14 protein-coding genes are annotated in these 14,315 nt (G+C 53.1%); 6 read left to right on the forward strand and 8 right to left on the reverse strand.

Annotation, left to right across the window (positions count from 1 at the left end):
- Positions 1–168 precede the first annotated feature (168 nt).
- Entirely contained in the window at positions 169–855 is a 687-nt protein-coding gene (locus tag BXY66_RS11435; RefSeq protein WP_132860231.1) for a D-lyxose/D-mannose family sugar isomerase, read from the reverse strand.
- A gap of 148 nt (positions 856–1,003) precedes the next feature.
- On the opposite strand from BXY66_RS11435, the gene BXY66_RS11440 reads away from it, so the two are divergent.
- Positions 1,004–2,119 carry a M24 family metallopeptidase gene (locus BXY66_RS11440; RefSeq protein ID WP_132860232.1) on the forward strand — a complete coding sequence of 372 codons (1,116 nt, stop codon included), beginning with the start codon at positions 1,004–1,006 and terminating at the stop codon, positions 2,117–2,119.
- Positions 2,120–2,159: 40 nt separating this feature from the next.
- Here BXY66_RS11440 and BXY66_RS11445 read toward each other — a convergent pair whose 3' ends face one another.
- Positions 2,160–3,719: a putative bifunctional diguanylate cyclase/phosphodiesterase gene (locus BXY66_RS11445; RefSeq protein ID WP_132860233.1), complete on the reverse strand. Its 1,560-nt coding sequence runs from the start codon at positions 3,717–3,719 to the stop codon at positions 2,160–2,162.
- Positions 3,720–3,974: 255 nt separating this feature from the next.
- Here BXY66_RS11445 and BXY66_RS11450 point away from each other — a divergent pair, with 255 nt between their 5' ends.
- The 3 genes from BXY66_RS11450 to BXY66_RS11460 all read left to right on the forward strand — a co-directional run bounded on the left by BXY66_RS11450 (position 3,975) and on the right by BXY66_RS11460 (position 6,931).
- Complete coding sequence (locus tag BXY66_RS11450) at positions 3,975–5,252, forward strand: flavin-dependent oxidoreductase (RefSeq protein WP_132860234.1); 1,278 nt, start codon at positions 3,975–3,977, stop codon at positions 5,250–5,252.
- 93 nt (positions 5,253–5,345) lie between these two features.
- Positions 5,346–6,041, forward strand: coding sequence for a GntR family transcriptional regulator (locus BXY66_RS11455; protein WP_132860235.1), 696 nt, complete (start codon positions 5,346–5,348; stop codon positions 6,039–6,041).
- Positions 6,038–6,931 (forward strand): sugar kinase, encoded by an 894-nt coding sequence (locus tag BXY66_RS11460; RefSeq protein ID WP_132860236.1) that lies wholly within the window; start codon positions 6,038–6,040, stop codon positions 6,929–6,931. Before BXY66_RS11455 ends, BXY66_RS11460 begins: the two co-directional genes overlap by 4 nt.
- Position 6,932: 1 nt before the next feature.
- Here BXY66_RS11460 and BXY66_RS11465 read toward each other — a convergent pair whose 3' ends face one another.
- From BXY66_RS11465 to pcaQ, 6 genes are all read right to left on the reverse strand, one after another.
- On the reverse strand, positions 6,933–7,622 hold the full coding sequence (locus BXY66_RS11465) for an ABC transporter ATP-binding protein (protein ID WP_132860237.1): 690 nt from the start codon (positions 7,620–7,622) through the stop codon (positions 6,933–6,935).
- Positions 7,619–8,371 (reverse strand): ABC transporter ATP-binding protein, encoded by a 753-nt coding sequence (locus BXY66_RS11470; protein ID WP_132860238.1) that lies wholly within the window; start codon positions 8,369–8,371, stop codon positions 7,619–7,621. The genes BXY66_RS11465 and BXY66_RS11470 overlap by 4 nt, the downstream gene beginning before the upstream one ends.
- Positions 8,364–9,347, reverse strand: a complete 984-nt coding sequence (locus tag BXY66_RS11475; protein ID WP_207911306.1) for a branched-chain amino acid ABC transporter permease — start codon at positions 9,345–9,347, stop codon at positions 8,364–8,366. The genes BXY66_RS11470 and BXY66_RS11475 overlap by 8 nt, the downstream gene beginning before the upstream one ends.
- 1 nt (position 9,348) lies before the next feature.
- Positions 9,349–10,266, reverse strand: a complete 918-nt coding sequence (locus BXY66_RS11480) for a branched-chain amino acid ABC transporter permease (protein WP_132860239.1) — start codon at positions 10,264–10,266, stop codon at positions 9,349–9,351.
- 59 nt (positions 10,267–10,325) lie between these two features.
- Entirely contained in the window at positions 10,326–11,465 is a 1,140-nt protein-coding gene (locus BXY66_RS11485; RefSeq protein WP_132860240.1) for an ABC transporter substrate-binding protein, read from the reverse strand.
- Positions 11,466–11,706: 241 nt separating this feature from the next.
- On the reverse strand, positions 11,707–12,663 hold the full coding sequence (pcaQ, locus tag BXY66_RS11490) for a pca operon transcription factor PcaQ (protein WP_243694351.1): 957 nt from the start codon (positions 12,661–12,663) through the stop codon (positions 11,707–11,709).
- 79 nt (positions 12,664–12,742) lie between these two features.
- Between pcaQ and pobA the strand changes: the two genes are divergently transcribed.
- Positions 12,743–13,912 (forward strand): 4-hydroxybenzoate 3-monooxygenase, encoded by a 1,170-nt coding sequence (gene pobA / locus BXY66_RS11495; RefSeq protein WP_132860242.1) that lies wholly within the window; start codon positions 12,743–12,745, stop codon positions 13,910–13,912.
- 17 nt (positions 13,913–13,929) lie between these two features.
- Complete coding sequence (pcaC, locus tag BXY66_RS11500; protein WP_132860243.1) at positions 13,930–14,313, forward strand: 4-carboxymuconolactone decarboxylase; 384 nt, start codon at positions 13,930–13,932, stop codon at positions 14,311–14,313.
- Positions 14,314–14,315 lie beyond the last annotated feature (2 nt).

The raw sequence follows: 14,315 nt of genomic DNA on the forward strand, positions 1-14,315 counted from the left end.
CAATCGGTTTTCTCAACCCAATGGAAAGCAGACCAACTCAAGCGAACCCCATTTTTCCGTTCAGGTCACTACCTCAAATTGTATCAATTGTTTCAGGGGATCACTGTGAGAGTTGCTTCACGCTGTCGCAACGCGAGACAGTTTGCAAACACGGCAAATCTGAGAGGCTTAGCCGAGCCACTTCCGATAATCGCTGACCAATAGGTGCGTAGGCGCTTCATCTTCCTCGATGTCGGCAAAACGTCCGATAGGTTCTCGGAAGATGTTGTCAGTTTCGTCGTCGTTTACGGTAGACACCTCCCCGATCAAAACGTCCCCTCCTTCGCCCCAAAATGCATGCCAGTCTCCTGGCATCAGCGTCACACTCTCACCTGGTTCAAACCGCAGCTTTTCGCCAGGCGCATAGTTGCGCTTGATACCATCGCACATCACGACACCGCCGCGGTCTTCAGCAAAATTCCCATCGTCATCAGAGCCAAACAGCTCGACGACCAATGTGGCACCGCCGCGATTGATAATATCCTCTGCCTTGATCACATGTGTGTGCATCGGGCTGAGTTGGTCCTGCTTCGAAATCAGCAGTTTCTCCGCGTAACACATGCCACCGCCCCGTTGCAGGTCCCCAAGCAAACCGTTCCGTAAAGTGAACAGGAACAGCCCCATCTCGTCAAAACGCCCGTCTCCATAGTCGGTGATGTCCCATCCACAACGCGCATTGATTACGTGACGGGCCGCATCCTTCTGCGACACGAACTCTTCGGGCGTCCAATGCGCAAATGGAGGCAGCACAAAACCGTAGCGACGGATCATATCGCCGGCCTCTGCCATAATTTGGTTGATGCGCGAACGTTTCATACTGTGGCCTCCCCTGCTCTTCTCGTCTCTAGCAAACAAGCCAGGCCCTGTCAGCGCTAACGGCGCTTTCCGAGCAAATTCTCTATAGCCCATTGCGAACGCAGAATTCATGCGCGACAACTGAACAACAGTTCACTGGAGAATGCTCATGACCAACGCCAATTATTCTGATCGCATCGCCGCGTTGCGGGCCCGAATGGAAGAGACAAATACTGATCTCGTGGCGCTTGGTCCGTCCACCCACATGGCGTGGCTTTCCGGCGTCAATCCGCACGGCGACGAGCGTCCCGTGATGTTGCTGGTCGGCCCCAAGGAAGCAGGTTTCTTGATGCCATCCCTCAATGCAGACAGTGCTCGTCAGATGACCGAACTCCCTTTCTTCCCTTGGAAGGACGACGAGGGTCCGAGCGAAGCACTTTCACGACTTCTTTCGCATGTCGGCGTTGCTGAGAAAACCGACCCTTCGATTGTCATTGACGAAACGATGCGTGCCGATTTCGCCTTTAGGCTCACCGACGCTTTGCCGACGCAATACCGACGTTTTACAGACGACACTGTCGGCCTGCTCCGCAGTCGCAAGGACGCCAGCGAAAAGGCGGCGATCAAGGCCGCGCATCTGCTGAATGACCAAGCCGTACAGATCGCGTTCGACAGTTTGAAAGAAGGTATGACAGAGCGGGATCTGCAAGACATCATTCGCGGTCACTATAAGGCAAATGGCGCAACACCAGAGTTTACCATCGTCGGCTTCGGTGCCAACGGCGCGTTCCCGCATCACCACACGGGCGACACGCAGCTGGTAAAGGACATGGCCGTCCTCATAGACACGGGCTGCCGCCTCGACGGTTATCCCTCCGACATGACGCGCTGTGGATATTTTGGGCAGCCGAACTCAACTTACGAAGACGTTTTCGCGACTGTGGAACTGGCTGTAAAAGCCGCACTCACCGCCGCCAAGCCGGGGGCAAAGGCAAGCGAAGTCGATGCCGCCGCGCGAGACGTTATCTCAGCCGCGGGGTATGGTGACCTTTTCTTGCACCGTACCGGCCACGGACTCGGCGTTGATGTGCACGAGCCACCTTACATCACCGCCTCGTCAGATGTTGTGCTTGAAACCGGCAACGTCTTCTCCATCGAACCCGGGATTTATGTCCCAGGACAGTTTGGCGTTCGGCTTGAGGAGATCGTAATTCTGACCGAAAACGGGAACGAGGTGTTCTCCGAAATGCCCCGGTCAATGCAAAACCGCCCTGCGCAGAACTGACACAGGGCGGTTTCAAAACAAAGATTGAAGTGCGTGCGCCTTAACTGGCGGCACGCACATCCGGTTGAGACATAACGTGATTGTCGGACCACTCAGTCTCCAAGAGCCAGGAAATCTGTTCAGCAGGGACAGGTTTTTCAAAGAAATACCCTTGTCCAAGTGAACAATGCAGCCCCTGCAGATATGTCAAATCATCTGCCGTTTCGATGCCCTCAGCTGTCACATCCAGCTCCAGCCCAGACGCCAACGAAAGAATACCGGACACGATTTGCTGACTCTGACGCTGTTCCGAAATATCGGTGACGAAACTGCGGTCGATCTTCAACCGGTCAAACGGCAGGCTCCGCAGGCAAGCAAGGCTTGAATAGCCGGTGCCAAAGTCATCGAGAGCAATCTGGATCCCCAACGCTTTGAAGGCGTCGATTTTCTTGCGGGCAATCTCGAAGTCATCGATGACGGAGCTTTCCGTGATCTCGATCGTCAGACGGCTCGGCTTGAAGCCGGTCTCCTTCAAAACTTTCTGCACATTCTCAACCAGTGCACCTTCTCGGAACTGGATGGGCGAAATATTGAAGGAGATAGAGAGCTCTTCCGGCCAGGCAGCAGCATGAATGCAGGCCTTGCGCAACAGCGCCATACCCAGCGGCCCGATCAATCCACTGTCTTCGGCAATTTCAATAAACACGAAGGGGGGAACGTTGCCCCGTGTCGGATGCGTCCAGCGTGCCAGCACTTCAAAGCCGACCAATTCGGAACTGTCGATACGCACAATCGGTTGGAAGAATGGGACAATGTCGTGGTTCTCGACCGCGTGCTTCAAATCACTGGCAATCTCGGCACGATCACGAGATTGACGGTCCGCATCCTCATCATACCAGGCAAAGCTTCCGCGGGCGCCCGCCTTGACCTGATAGAGCGCATGGTCGGCACGGCGCATCATTTCGGCAAGTCCACGGTCCTGATCCCATTGGACAAGACCAATACTCGCGCCAACAAGAATACTTTGTCCATTAAACGGGATCGGCTGCTCAACGCTGCGAAGGATACGGCGTGCCGCGCGTTCGACCGATGCAGCGTCCATCGCCGGTCCAAACACCAGCACAAATTCGTCGCCGCCCAAGCGTGCCACAACACCACCGGCACCAGCTTCTTCCCGCAGGCGTTCAGCCGCTGCTATCAATGTTGCGTCGCCTGCTGCGTGGCCATGTACGTCATTGACCGGTTTAAAGCGATCCAGATCGACAAGGGCAACATACCGTGGTCCGGATGCATCTTGCGCCTCTGCGCTGAGGTTCTCAACAACTTCGTAAAAGGCGCGGCGGTTCATCAACCCGGTCAACGGATCGTGGCGAGCATTTACATCAGCGCGGTTGCGCTCCAACTCGCGGTACTCCGCAAGCCGCTTGATCCTGCGTGACTTGTACCAAACCGACAACCCCAATGCGATCAGCAGGTTGAAGCCCAACATAGCAATCTCGTCCAGTTCCCAGTTTTCGTGGGATCGGCTGAACTGGTAAAAGACTTCAAAGGCTTCGAACTCGGCAAGGAAAGGCCAAGTGATCACCGCGCTCAAAAAGAAGAGCGTAGGTACGGAAAACAATCTGCTACGCCATTTGGCTCTTTGTTCAGGGGACAGCACTTTCAGGCTCCGTTGGGACTTTTGTCTGACAGAGGAAATCGCCCGAGAATCCTAATCTTCGGTGAACAACGCGCGCGCAACATTTGGCAATATCGGACAATTTTAGGTTAAATACGCCAACCAGTTGCTGGGCAAAGATGGACTCCTCGCCGCATTGGTTTGAAGACCGCGAATAAGTTACAGTAATGGAATGAAAATCCGGCTGAGCATCAAAAAATGAGACCTGCAGATATCCTTATCGCTGGAGGTGGTATTGGCGGCCTCTCTTTGGCGCTCACACTGCATCAGATCGGTGTTTCTTGCGTTGTGTGCGAATCGTCGCGTCAGATGAAACCACTGGGGGTTGGCATCAACCTGCAACCCAATGCCGTGAGAGAACTCCTCGATCTTGGGTTTTCTCGAGAGTCATTTGACGGGTTTGGCCGCGCGATTGAGGAGTGGACTCTCGTCGGGCGTCAAGGTTCGGAAATCTATGCCGAACTCCGCGGAGAAGCCGCCGGCTACCATTGGCCGCAATATGCCGTACATCGTGGAGCATTCCATATGGCGCTCTACGAAAGGTTCAGAACGCTGGCGGGCGACAAGGCCATTTTGCTTGACCACAAGTTTATTGAATACCGGCAAAACTACGACCGTGTTGAAGCCGTCTTTGAAACCGCCGAGGGGAAAAAGACACTGTCAGCGAACCTGCTGGTAGGTGCCGACGGCATACACTCTGCAGTGCGAGCTCAGATGCATCCAACACAGCCGCCAATTCATTGGGGGGGCGCTTTGATGTGGCGAGGAACCAGTTGGGCGCGCCCGCTTCGTTCCGGTGCTTCGTTTGTGGGCCTAGGAGGCCCCGATCAGCGCATGGTCATCTACCCGATTTCTCACCCTGACCCCAAAACCGGACTGGCTTTAATCAACTGGATAGCTGAAATTCAGCACGATGATCCGGCAAGTTTCGACACTTCGTCTTGGTTCCGGCAAGTCGCGGCGAACATCCCATTGAAGACCTTCAAGGGTTGGACTTTCGATTGGTTGAACGTTCCGGATCTCATTTCGGCAGCCGGCGCTGTTTTTGAGAACCCAATGATTGATCGCGATCCGGTTTCCACATGGATCGACAACCGCGTCGCACTCTTGGGGGATGCGGCTCATGCCATGTATCCAACGGGTTCAAATGGGGCCAGTCAGGCCATCATCGACGCCCGAATTCTGGGCGCCAAGTTGCTACAACTCGGCATTTCGCCTGACGCGCTGGAAGCCTACAATGACGAACTGCATGGCCCTATTTCCGACCTTGTTTTGCGAAACCGGCAGGCTGGGCCCTTCGGCCTTCTAAGCTTGGTTCATGACCGCTGCGGCGGCGTGTTTGACGACATCGACAAGGTCGTTTCCCCTTCAGAACGCTCGGAATTTATGGCCAAGTACAAATCCGCTGCGGGCTTCGCCAAGGAAGTGCTGAACGCCGCGGCTCCCACAATCCCGCAAGGGGCAAGGATAGGCTAAAGTTCCCGAACTGATTTTGTGGTTGTAGATCCATGAGAATACCACTACCAACTGATATGCTAGTCTGCCAGATGTAAAATCGACAATAAATTCATGAATGTACCAATCCAGTCACCCACTCATTCGCCTCCGCAAAGCGCGACAGAGCAGGTATTTCAGGCGCTCCACGCTTCAATTGTCGACCTTTCGCTGGAACCCGGAAGCAAAGTATCCGAAGCCGAAATTGCAAATCGAATGGATGTGTCGCGCCAACCTGTCAGAGACGCGTTTTTCAGACTTTCTCAACTTGGCTTCCTGCAAATTCGACCACAGCGCGCAACATTGGTGTCGCGTATCTCCCTGCAAGCCGTCGAAAGTGCAGCCTTCGTACGTACAGCGCTAGAAACGGCCTGCCTCTCAGAAGCCATCAATCGACTGACAACCTCCGATCTAGAACATCTGAACATGCTGACAAGAGCTCAGGAAAACGCTGTTTCTGCTTCAGACGGTACCCGCTTCTTCTCCTTGGACGAAGACTTCCACCTTGCGATTTGTCGGATTGCCGGACGCGAAGACATTTGGCCCCTCATTCGCGAACAAAAAAGCCATATGGATCGTGCGCGTCACCTTTCTTTGCCCGACAACGGTCCGGCTGCCCTTGCTGAACACAAGGACATTGTTGGGGCCTTGGGCTCGCGAGACGAAACCGCAGCTAGGGAACGACTTTCCCAACACCTTTTCAGCTTGATGCCTATCTTTGAAGACATCCGTGCCAAGAACCCCAATTACTTCGAGGACCGTCCAAAATGAACAAACGACTACTTTGCATCGGTGAGTGCATGGTTGAGATGGCCCCAACCCAAAACGGGCTGTTCAAGATGGGCTATGCAGGAGACACGTTCAACACAGCCTGGTATGCCGCTCGACTGGCGGACGAGAATACCGAAGTCGCCTTTCTTTCAGCCGTCGGCGACGACGCAGCATCCGAAGGCCTTGTCGAATTTGCACGTTCGAGCGGTATCATTCCCGAGATGCAAATCTTTCCAGACGCGTCCGTCGGTCTTTACTTGATCAAAACCGAAGATGGTGAACGTTCCTTTTCTTATTGGCGTTCTGCTGCGGCTGCACGTCGGTTAGCCGAGACATTGACGGAGCTCCCTATTTCCGGCCCAGGCGATACGGTTTTCTTTAGTGGGATCACTGTGGCGATACTGCAGGATAGCGGCCGGGAACATTTGCTCGACGCTGTAGCGAAAGCGCGTGCCTCGGGCGCAACAGTTGCTTTCGACCCCAACTTGCGCCCACGCCTTTGGGAAGATGCGGCAACCATGCGGCATTGGGTCAGTGAGTCCGCACGTCACGCCGATATTTTGCTGCCGTCTCACGAAGACGAAGCAAGCTGGTTCGAAGATGCGTCAACAAACGCAACAGCCACTCGTTATCTCAATCTCGGCTGCAGAACTGTCATCGTCAAAGATGGCCCGGGGAAAGTTCTGATTGCGCATTCAAATGGCCAGACAGAGCAAGTAACCCCGCAATCGGTGACCAAGATTGTCGACACCACCGCCGCCGGAGACGCATTCAATGCTGCGGTTTTGACATCCCTGATGCGCGAAGAAACGGCACAACTCGCGGTGGAATTGGGCTGTGCTTTGTCTGCACAAGTGATCCAAGCTCCCGGCGCCTTAGTCGAAATCTAGGTCAAACGCCCAAATATCTGTCACTGAGTTCTTCAGTTAGTTCGTCAAATTGCCCTGTCCAGACGGATCTCCCCTTCTCAAGGATAACACCTCGGTCCGCAATTTGGCGCAACTCAGATAGGGACTTGTCGACAACCAAAATTGTAAGCCCCGCGTTTGCCTTTAGGTTCGAGATCGCAGCCCAGATTTCCTGACGAACCACGGGCGCAAGCCCCTCAGTGGCCTCATCCAGCAAGAGCAACCGTGGGTTAGTCATAAGGGCGCGAGCAATTGCCAACATTTGTTGCTCCCCCCCAGACAGTGTACCTGCGGCCTGGTCTCTACGCTCTTTCAAGCGAGGAAACAGCTCGGTAACCAACTCAAAATCCCACTCCCCCCTTCTCGCAGCCGCGACAAGGTTTTCATATACCGTCAGATCTTTGAAACAACGACGCCCCTCGGGCACCAAACCAACGCCCATTCGGGCGACTCGATAGGACGGGACTCCAGAGATGTTAGAGCCATCCAGCGTCACATCTCCGCCTCGGTGTTGTAGCAACCGGCAGATCACCTTGATTGTCGTTGACTTGCCCATGCCGTTGCGCCCCATCAACGCGACAACTTCGCCTTGATCCACGCTCAAATTGACGTCGAACAATGCCTGCGACGGTCCATAAAAAGCAGACACACCGGACATGGTCAAAAGGCTCATCCAACTTCCTCCCCCAGATAAGCTCTTCTCACGTCCGGGTTGGCTCGGATTTCATGCACTGATCCTGTCGCGATAATCTCACCGTAAACCAAAACGCTGACCCTATCAGCCAATGCAAAAACAGCATCCATATCGTGCTCAATCAACAATATCGGCGCACGATCTCGCAAAGCATCCAGAATACGAATTAGGCTGCGTGATCCATCAGCACCCATTCCCGCCATTGGCTCGTCCATAAGAAAAGCTTTGGGTGACAAAGTTAATGCGACTGCGACTTCCAATTGTCGACGTTGACCATGTGAAAGGTCGGCTGTGCGAACAGACTGAAAATCACTTAAACCAACCTGTTCCAAAGCCAGTTCAGCTGCCGAACGCAAATCCAGTTCCCTCATAACGTTCTTGAAAAACGACAACACCTTGCCCTTTCGCCCCAACGCACCCAGCATGGCGTTTTGCAAGACAGTGTATTCCATGGCCAAGGATGAAATTTGAAAGGTCCGGGCCATGCCGAATTGCGCCCTCTTCGCTGTCGACATTGCGCCAACGTCGTGACCATCGAACACAATCCGCCCGCTGTCTGGCGTAAGGCCTCCTGTGACTTGTTGGACAAGGGTGGACTTCCCGGCTCCGTTTGGACCGATAAGTGCGTGTATCTCGCCCTGACGAAGGTCCAAATCTATGTTCTTGCTCGCGACCAGTCCGCCAAAAGCTTTGGTCACACCTTGAACGTCCAAAACGGGATCAGTCATGCGCGACCTCCCGCCCAGCGAGCAACCCATAAAGCCCCCCTCGGGCAAAAAGAACAACTCCCAAGAGGATGGCACCGAGATATACGTGCCAATACTCGCTCAACCCGCCAAGCGTGTGCTCTAGCAGTATGAACAAGGCTGCACCGGCAACCGGTCCGTAAACGCGCCCCACACCTCCCAGAATTACAAAAACCATGATCTCGCCAGACACCTGCCAGCTCAACATAGTCGGACTCACGAACCTGTTCAGGTCTGCGAACAATGCCCCGGCCAATCCAGTGATCGCACCGGAGATCGTGAACGCAATAAGGTACAAACGATATGGCGTCTGTCCAACCGCCTGAACCCGTTCCTCGTTTTGCTTCGCAGCGCGCAGCATCAATCCGAACGCCGAGCCAGAGACGCGTGAAACACCGAACAGGACAAGGAGAAGCAGCCCGTAGCAGATCGCAAAATACTGGATCGGGTCCATTGTATTCAGGCCTGGAAATGAGTTGCGCACATAAATCGACAAACCATCCTCGCCGCCATAGGCGGACCAACTGATCGTGAAGTAAAAAAGCATCTGGCCAAATGCCAACGTGATCATGATGAAATAGACTCCCGATGTCCTCAGACTCAGCGCACCGATGGCCAGTGCAGCCAAAGCACCAGTCAAAATTGCAACGGGCCAGACAACGAGCATCGACTTAGTACCCTCTATGACCAAGGGCCATTCCATCAATGGTGTATAGGTCTGAGCGTGATGCGCCAAAATACCCATTGCGTATCCACCAAGACCAAAAAAAGCCGCATGGCCGAAGCTGACCAATCCGCCAAACCCTAAGGCGAGATTCAACCCGACACCTGCGATGGCAAAGATCACAGCCCGCGTAGTCAAAGTGATCAGAAAAGGTTCATCCAGTAACCAGGCCAAGAGCGGCACAAACAGCAAAAGTGCCATAAGGGCAAAATTCAGGTAGCGTTCTCGCTTCAAATCATGCGCCTCCGAACAAGCCTTTTGGTCGCACCAGAAGCACTCCAGCCATCAGTATGTAGATCGCCATCGAAGCCAGCGAGGAACCAACGGACGTGGCTGCTGCCGGTGCGAGGAAAAGAGAAAACACCTTGGGCAGAAGGAAACTTCCCAAAGTATCGGTCACTCCAACCAGAATTGCACCGACAAGAGCGCCTTGGATTGAGCCGATACCACCGATGACAATCACCACAAAAGCAAGGATTAAAACTGGTTCTCCCATCCCCACCTGAACGGATTGGATTGCGCCGATCAAGGCTCCGGCAAGTCCGGCCAACGCCGCGCCAAGCGCGAAAACAAGCGTGTAAAGTTTTGAAATGTCGACCCCCAAGGCGCCAATCATCTCGCGGTCGTTTTCTCCCGCTCGGATTTGAATTCCGATACGTGTTTTTGCGATCATCCAGAACAGCCCTGCTGCGACCGCAAGACCGACACCAATCAGCGACAGACGATATTTCGAGTATTCGATGCCAAAAGGCAGAGAAACCGTTCCGGCAAGGAATTCAGGCCGATCCAAAAAGAGAGGAAAGGAGCCAAAAAGCCACCTTGTTCCCTCAGAAAAAATCAAGATCAATGCGAATGTTGCCAAAACTTGGTCCAGATGGTCACGGTCATATAGCCGCCGGATCACTGTTGTCTCAATCACAACGCCCGCCAATGCGGCTGCGGTTAAACTTGCCGCGAGTGCCAGCCCGAATGATCCAGTCGCACCAGCTACGGCAGCCGCAGCGAAGGCACCGACCATGTAAAGCGATCCATGTGCGAGATTGATGAGCCCCATAACCCCAAAAATCAGCGTCAAACCAGCGGCCATAAGGAAAAGCATCACGCCAAACTGCAATCCGTTCAGCGTTTGCTCCACCAAGAGTATCCAGGACATGTCTTCCCCATTTGTCCAGGCTTCCGCCCTGTCAATAAAACAGGGCGGAACTGAGCTGATTACATTTTGCAGTCAGAAGCGTATGCGTCGCCGTGATCCTCTAGGCCCACCGACACAATCTTGTTTGTGAAAACATCGCCTTCTTGGACGACTTCGCGGACATAGATGTCTTGAATTGGGTGATTGTTCGGACCAAACGCAAAGTCACCGCGCGTACTATCAAAGTCAGCTGCCTGCAAAGCTGCGCGGAACGCATCTTGATCTGCAACATCAGCACTTCCCATCGCAGAGATCAGCAAATTAGCCGTATCAAACCCCTGGCTTGCATAAAGTGAAGGCAAACGCCCGTACTTGGCCGCAAAGCTTTCTACGAATGCCGCATTTGTGGCGTTATCGATGTCTTTCGACCATTGAGAGGTGTTCTTTACACCCAGCGCAGCTGCGCCAACAGCCTGCAAAATGCCTTGATCAAACGAGAAAGCAGGACCTACAACCGGAAGGTTTACCCCGCTGTCTGCGTATTGTTTAAGGAACGAAATACCCATACCACCCGGCAAGAAGAAATAGATGCTGTCCGCACCGGACGCACGGATTTGCGCGATTTCGCTGGCATAGTCCGTCTGTCCCAATTTGGTGTAAATCTCACCAGCCAGATCACCTTCGTAGAACCGCTTGTAACCGGTAAGCGCGTCCTTGCCTGCCGGATAGTTCGGCGCGAGGATAAAGGAGTTTTTCAGGTCTGCAGAGTTTGCGTAGGCGCCAGCCGCCTCGTGTAGGTTGTCATTCTGCCATGCAACGTTGAAATAGTTCTTGTTACAACCTTTGCCCGCCAATGCGGACGGACCCGCATTTGGTGAAAGATAAAATTTGCCTTGTGCAACCGTCGCAGGGACAACTGCCATCGCGAGGTTGGACCAAATGATCCCGGTCAGCACATCTACCTTTTCGGATTGGATCATCTTATCGGCCAACTGAACGGCAACATCTGGCTTGCGTTGGTCGTCTTCAATCACAACCTCAATATCGTCCCGGCCGGATTGCTCAACGGCAAGCATAAAACCATCCCGCACATCGATGCCCAATCCGGCACCACCACCGGAAAGAGTAGTAATCATACCGACTTTGAGGCCCTCAGCCTGCGCTCCCGCGGCAAAAAGGGCCGAACACGCTACCGACACCAGCAGTTTTCTAAACTTCATTTTTTCCTCCAGTCAGATCAATTTGCGAAACCGCAATTCGGTTCAGCGCCGCAAGAGTTTGCGCGAACATCGTGCGTTCACGCAATCCGGTTTTTGAAGTTTCTTAAATCTTTTCGACGAATTACCTCAAATCCTTGCAGCGGCCACATCATACCACCGAACCGTGGATAACACTCTGTTTGAAGCCTTCCGTGCGATTAGGATTGAAGTGCAAAATCCGGCAAAACCATCTTCAGATTGCCTATTTTGGAATTGTGTTTGCGGCGCCCAATGGACCGCCCGCTTTGAGAACCTTTTCCACGGCAAGTTCAAAAACCCTTGCGTGAGGCGACAAGCCGTCATGGTGCCTATACATTAGTCCAACCGGACCGTGGGTCATGCTGGTGTCAAAGGGCAAAGCAACCAATCGCCCAGCAGCAAGTTCATTAGCAACAACGCCTTCGGAAATGATCCAAACCGCATCCGTTTTTTGCGTATGAACACGACCAAACGCGCCACTGACAGTTTCCAATTGCTGATCCAAACCGCCAATTCCATGAGCGATCAAAAATCGGTCTACAAGTGACCGGATAGCTGAACCCTTTGACGGGTAAATTACAGGGAAATCTCTAACCAACATCAAATCTGGATTTTGAATCAACGGATGGTCCGGTCTGACCACAAAAACTACGCGCTCCTCATAGAGTTGTGTGAACGACACTCCATCCATAGTTTCAGGTTGCCCCAAACGCCCAATGACAAGATCAAGTTCCCCCAGTCGCAGTCGCTCGACAAGGAAGCCGTGAGGACCGTCCAGAACATGCAACACAGTCTGGGGAGCAAGCTGTGCAAACTCTAAAGAAACGTCCGGCATCAAACGCGCGGCCACTGAGGGCAATGCACCAACCGAAAGGCGCTTATTTCCGCCGACCGAGACCTCTTGCACACCATCTAAGCCCTGCTGCAAAGCCTGCAGTGACATTTCAGCAAACTGATAAAACACCTCTCCCTTGGGTGTGAGCGATACTCCTCCTCTGTTTCGGATCAGCAGCACTCCATCAAGAATACTCTCAAGTTCCCGAAGAGTTTTTGAGATTGCGGGCTGGGTAAGGAACAACTTTTTCGCCGCCGCCTTCAGGCTTTTCTCGTGGCAGATTTCGACAAAGCACTGGATGTGGCGAAATTTGATCCGTTGATCGATCACTGGATTACTTTCCATTTTTAGAAACTATAAGCCGAAAAATATCATTTTACTTGCCCAAAACTGTCATTCAATACTTGTTTCAAGGAGACGAGAAATGAGAACTCAAGTGGCAATTATCGGAGGTGGGCCTTCTGGGTTATTGCTGAGTCATTTGCTTCATCTAAATGGGATCGACACGGTCGTACTGGAGCGCAAGACCAAAGCCTACGTACTTGGTCGAATTCGTGCGGGAGTTCTTGAGACCGGGTTTGTAGACTTGTTGCGCGAAGCCAAAGTTAGCAAGCGATTGGACGAAGAAGGTTTTGTACACAATGGAGCCGTGATTGCCTACGGCAACTCTGAATTCGGAATCGATTTCAAAGAACTCACTGGTCGACACGTTGTGGTCTATGGCCAAACAGAAGTTACTCGGGATCTATACGAAGCACGGGAAAACACAGATGGGCATTTGGTATTTGAAGCCGAAAACGTTGCCATTCACGGAGCAGACACCGATGCGCCGTTTGTGACCTACCAGATCGCGGGCACAGAAAAACGCCTCGATTGCGAGTTCGTTGCTGGATGCGACGGGTTCCATGGTGTTTCCCGCCAGACAATCCCGGGTTCCATTCGAAACGAATACGAGAAGATTTACCCGTTTGGGTGGCTTGGTGTTTTGTCCGAAACGCCTCCGGTACATGAGGAATTGATTTACAGCGGGTCAGAACGTGGATTTGCCTTGTGTTCTATGCGCAATTCAAACCTCAGCCGATACTACATTCAATGCAGCCTGAAGGACTCCGCTGCCAAGTGGTCCGACCAAGCTTTCTGGAAAGAACTCAAGCGTCGCATACCGGAAGCCTACAGAGACAAACTCGTCACAGGCCCCAGCATAGAAAAGTCTATTGCACCGCTAAGGTCTTTTGTAACCGAACCCATGCGCTGGGGACGTTTGTTCCTTTGCGGAGACGCAGCCCACATCGTTCCGCCAACCGGCGCAAAGGGATTGAATACCGCTGCAAGCGACGTCCACTATCTCCTCAATGGTTTGGTTCAGCATTATCACGACAAAGATCCGTCCGGACTTGATCGGTATTCAGAAACTGCACTCGCCCGCGTTTGGAAGGCGGAGCGCTTTAGTTGGGCGACGACCACTTTGCTTCACAGGTTTCCGGACCAAACAGAGTTCGACATCAAGATGCAGCAAGCAGACGTTGAATTTTTAAGAGAAAGCCTGTCAGCCCAAAAGGTATTCGCCGAGAACTACGTTGGTCTGCCCTACTAGCGAGAAAAGGGGAACTTATGACAAACCGTTACGAAACAGGCGATCAGAAACGCCGACAAATCCTTGGCGACACGCATGTCGACCACGCACGATCTGCACAAACGGACTTCGACGAACCGTTTCAGACCCTCATAACAGAGGGGGCCTGGGGAACGGTTTGGGCATCAGGGCGTATAAGCGATCGCGAGAGATCCATGCTAACGCTGGCACTGCTTGCAGCACTGGGAAATTTCGATGAGATCCCAATGCATGTTCGCGCCACATCAAACACGGGCGCAAGTCGCGAGGACGTGCTTGAGACTTTCCAACACGTAGCAATTTATGCTGGAGTGCCTAGAGCCAATCACGCGCTCAAACTCGCGAAAAAGACGTTTGCGGAGATGGATTCGGAGGACAGCTGAGC

This window comes from Shimia isoporae, from assembly GCF_004346865.1.
Taxonomy (GTDB): Bacteria; Pseudomonadota; Alphaproteobacteria; order Rhodobacterales; family Rhodobacteraceae; genus Shimia; species Shimia isoporae.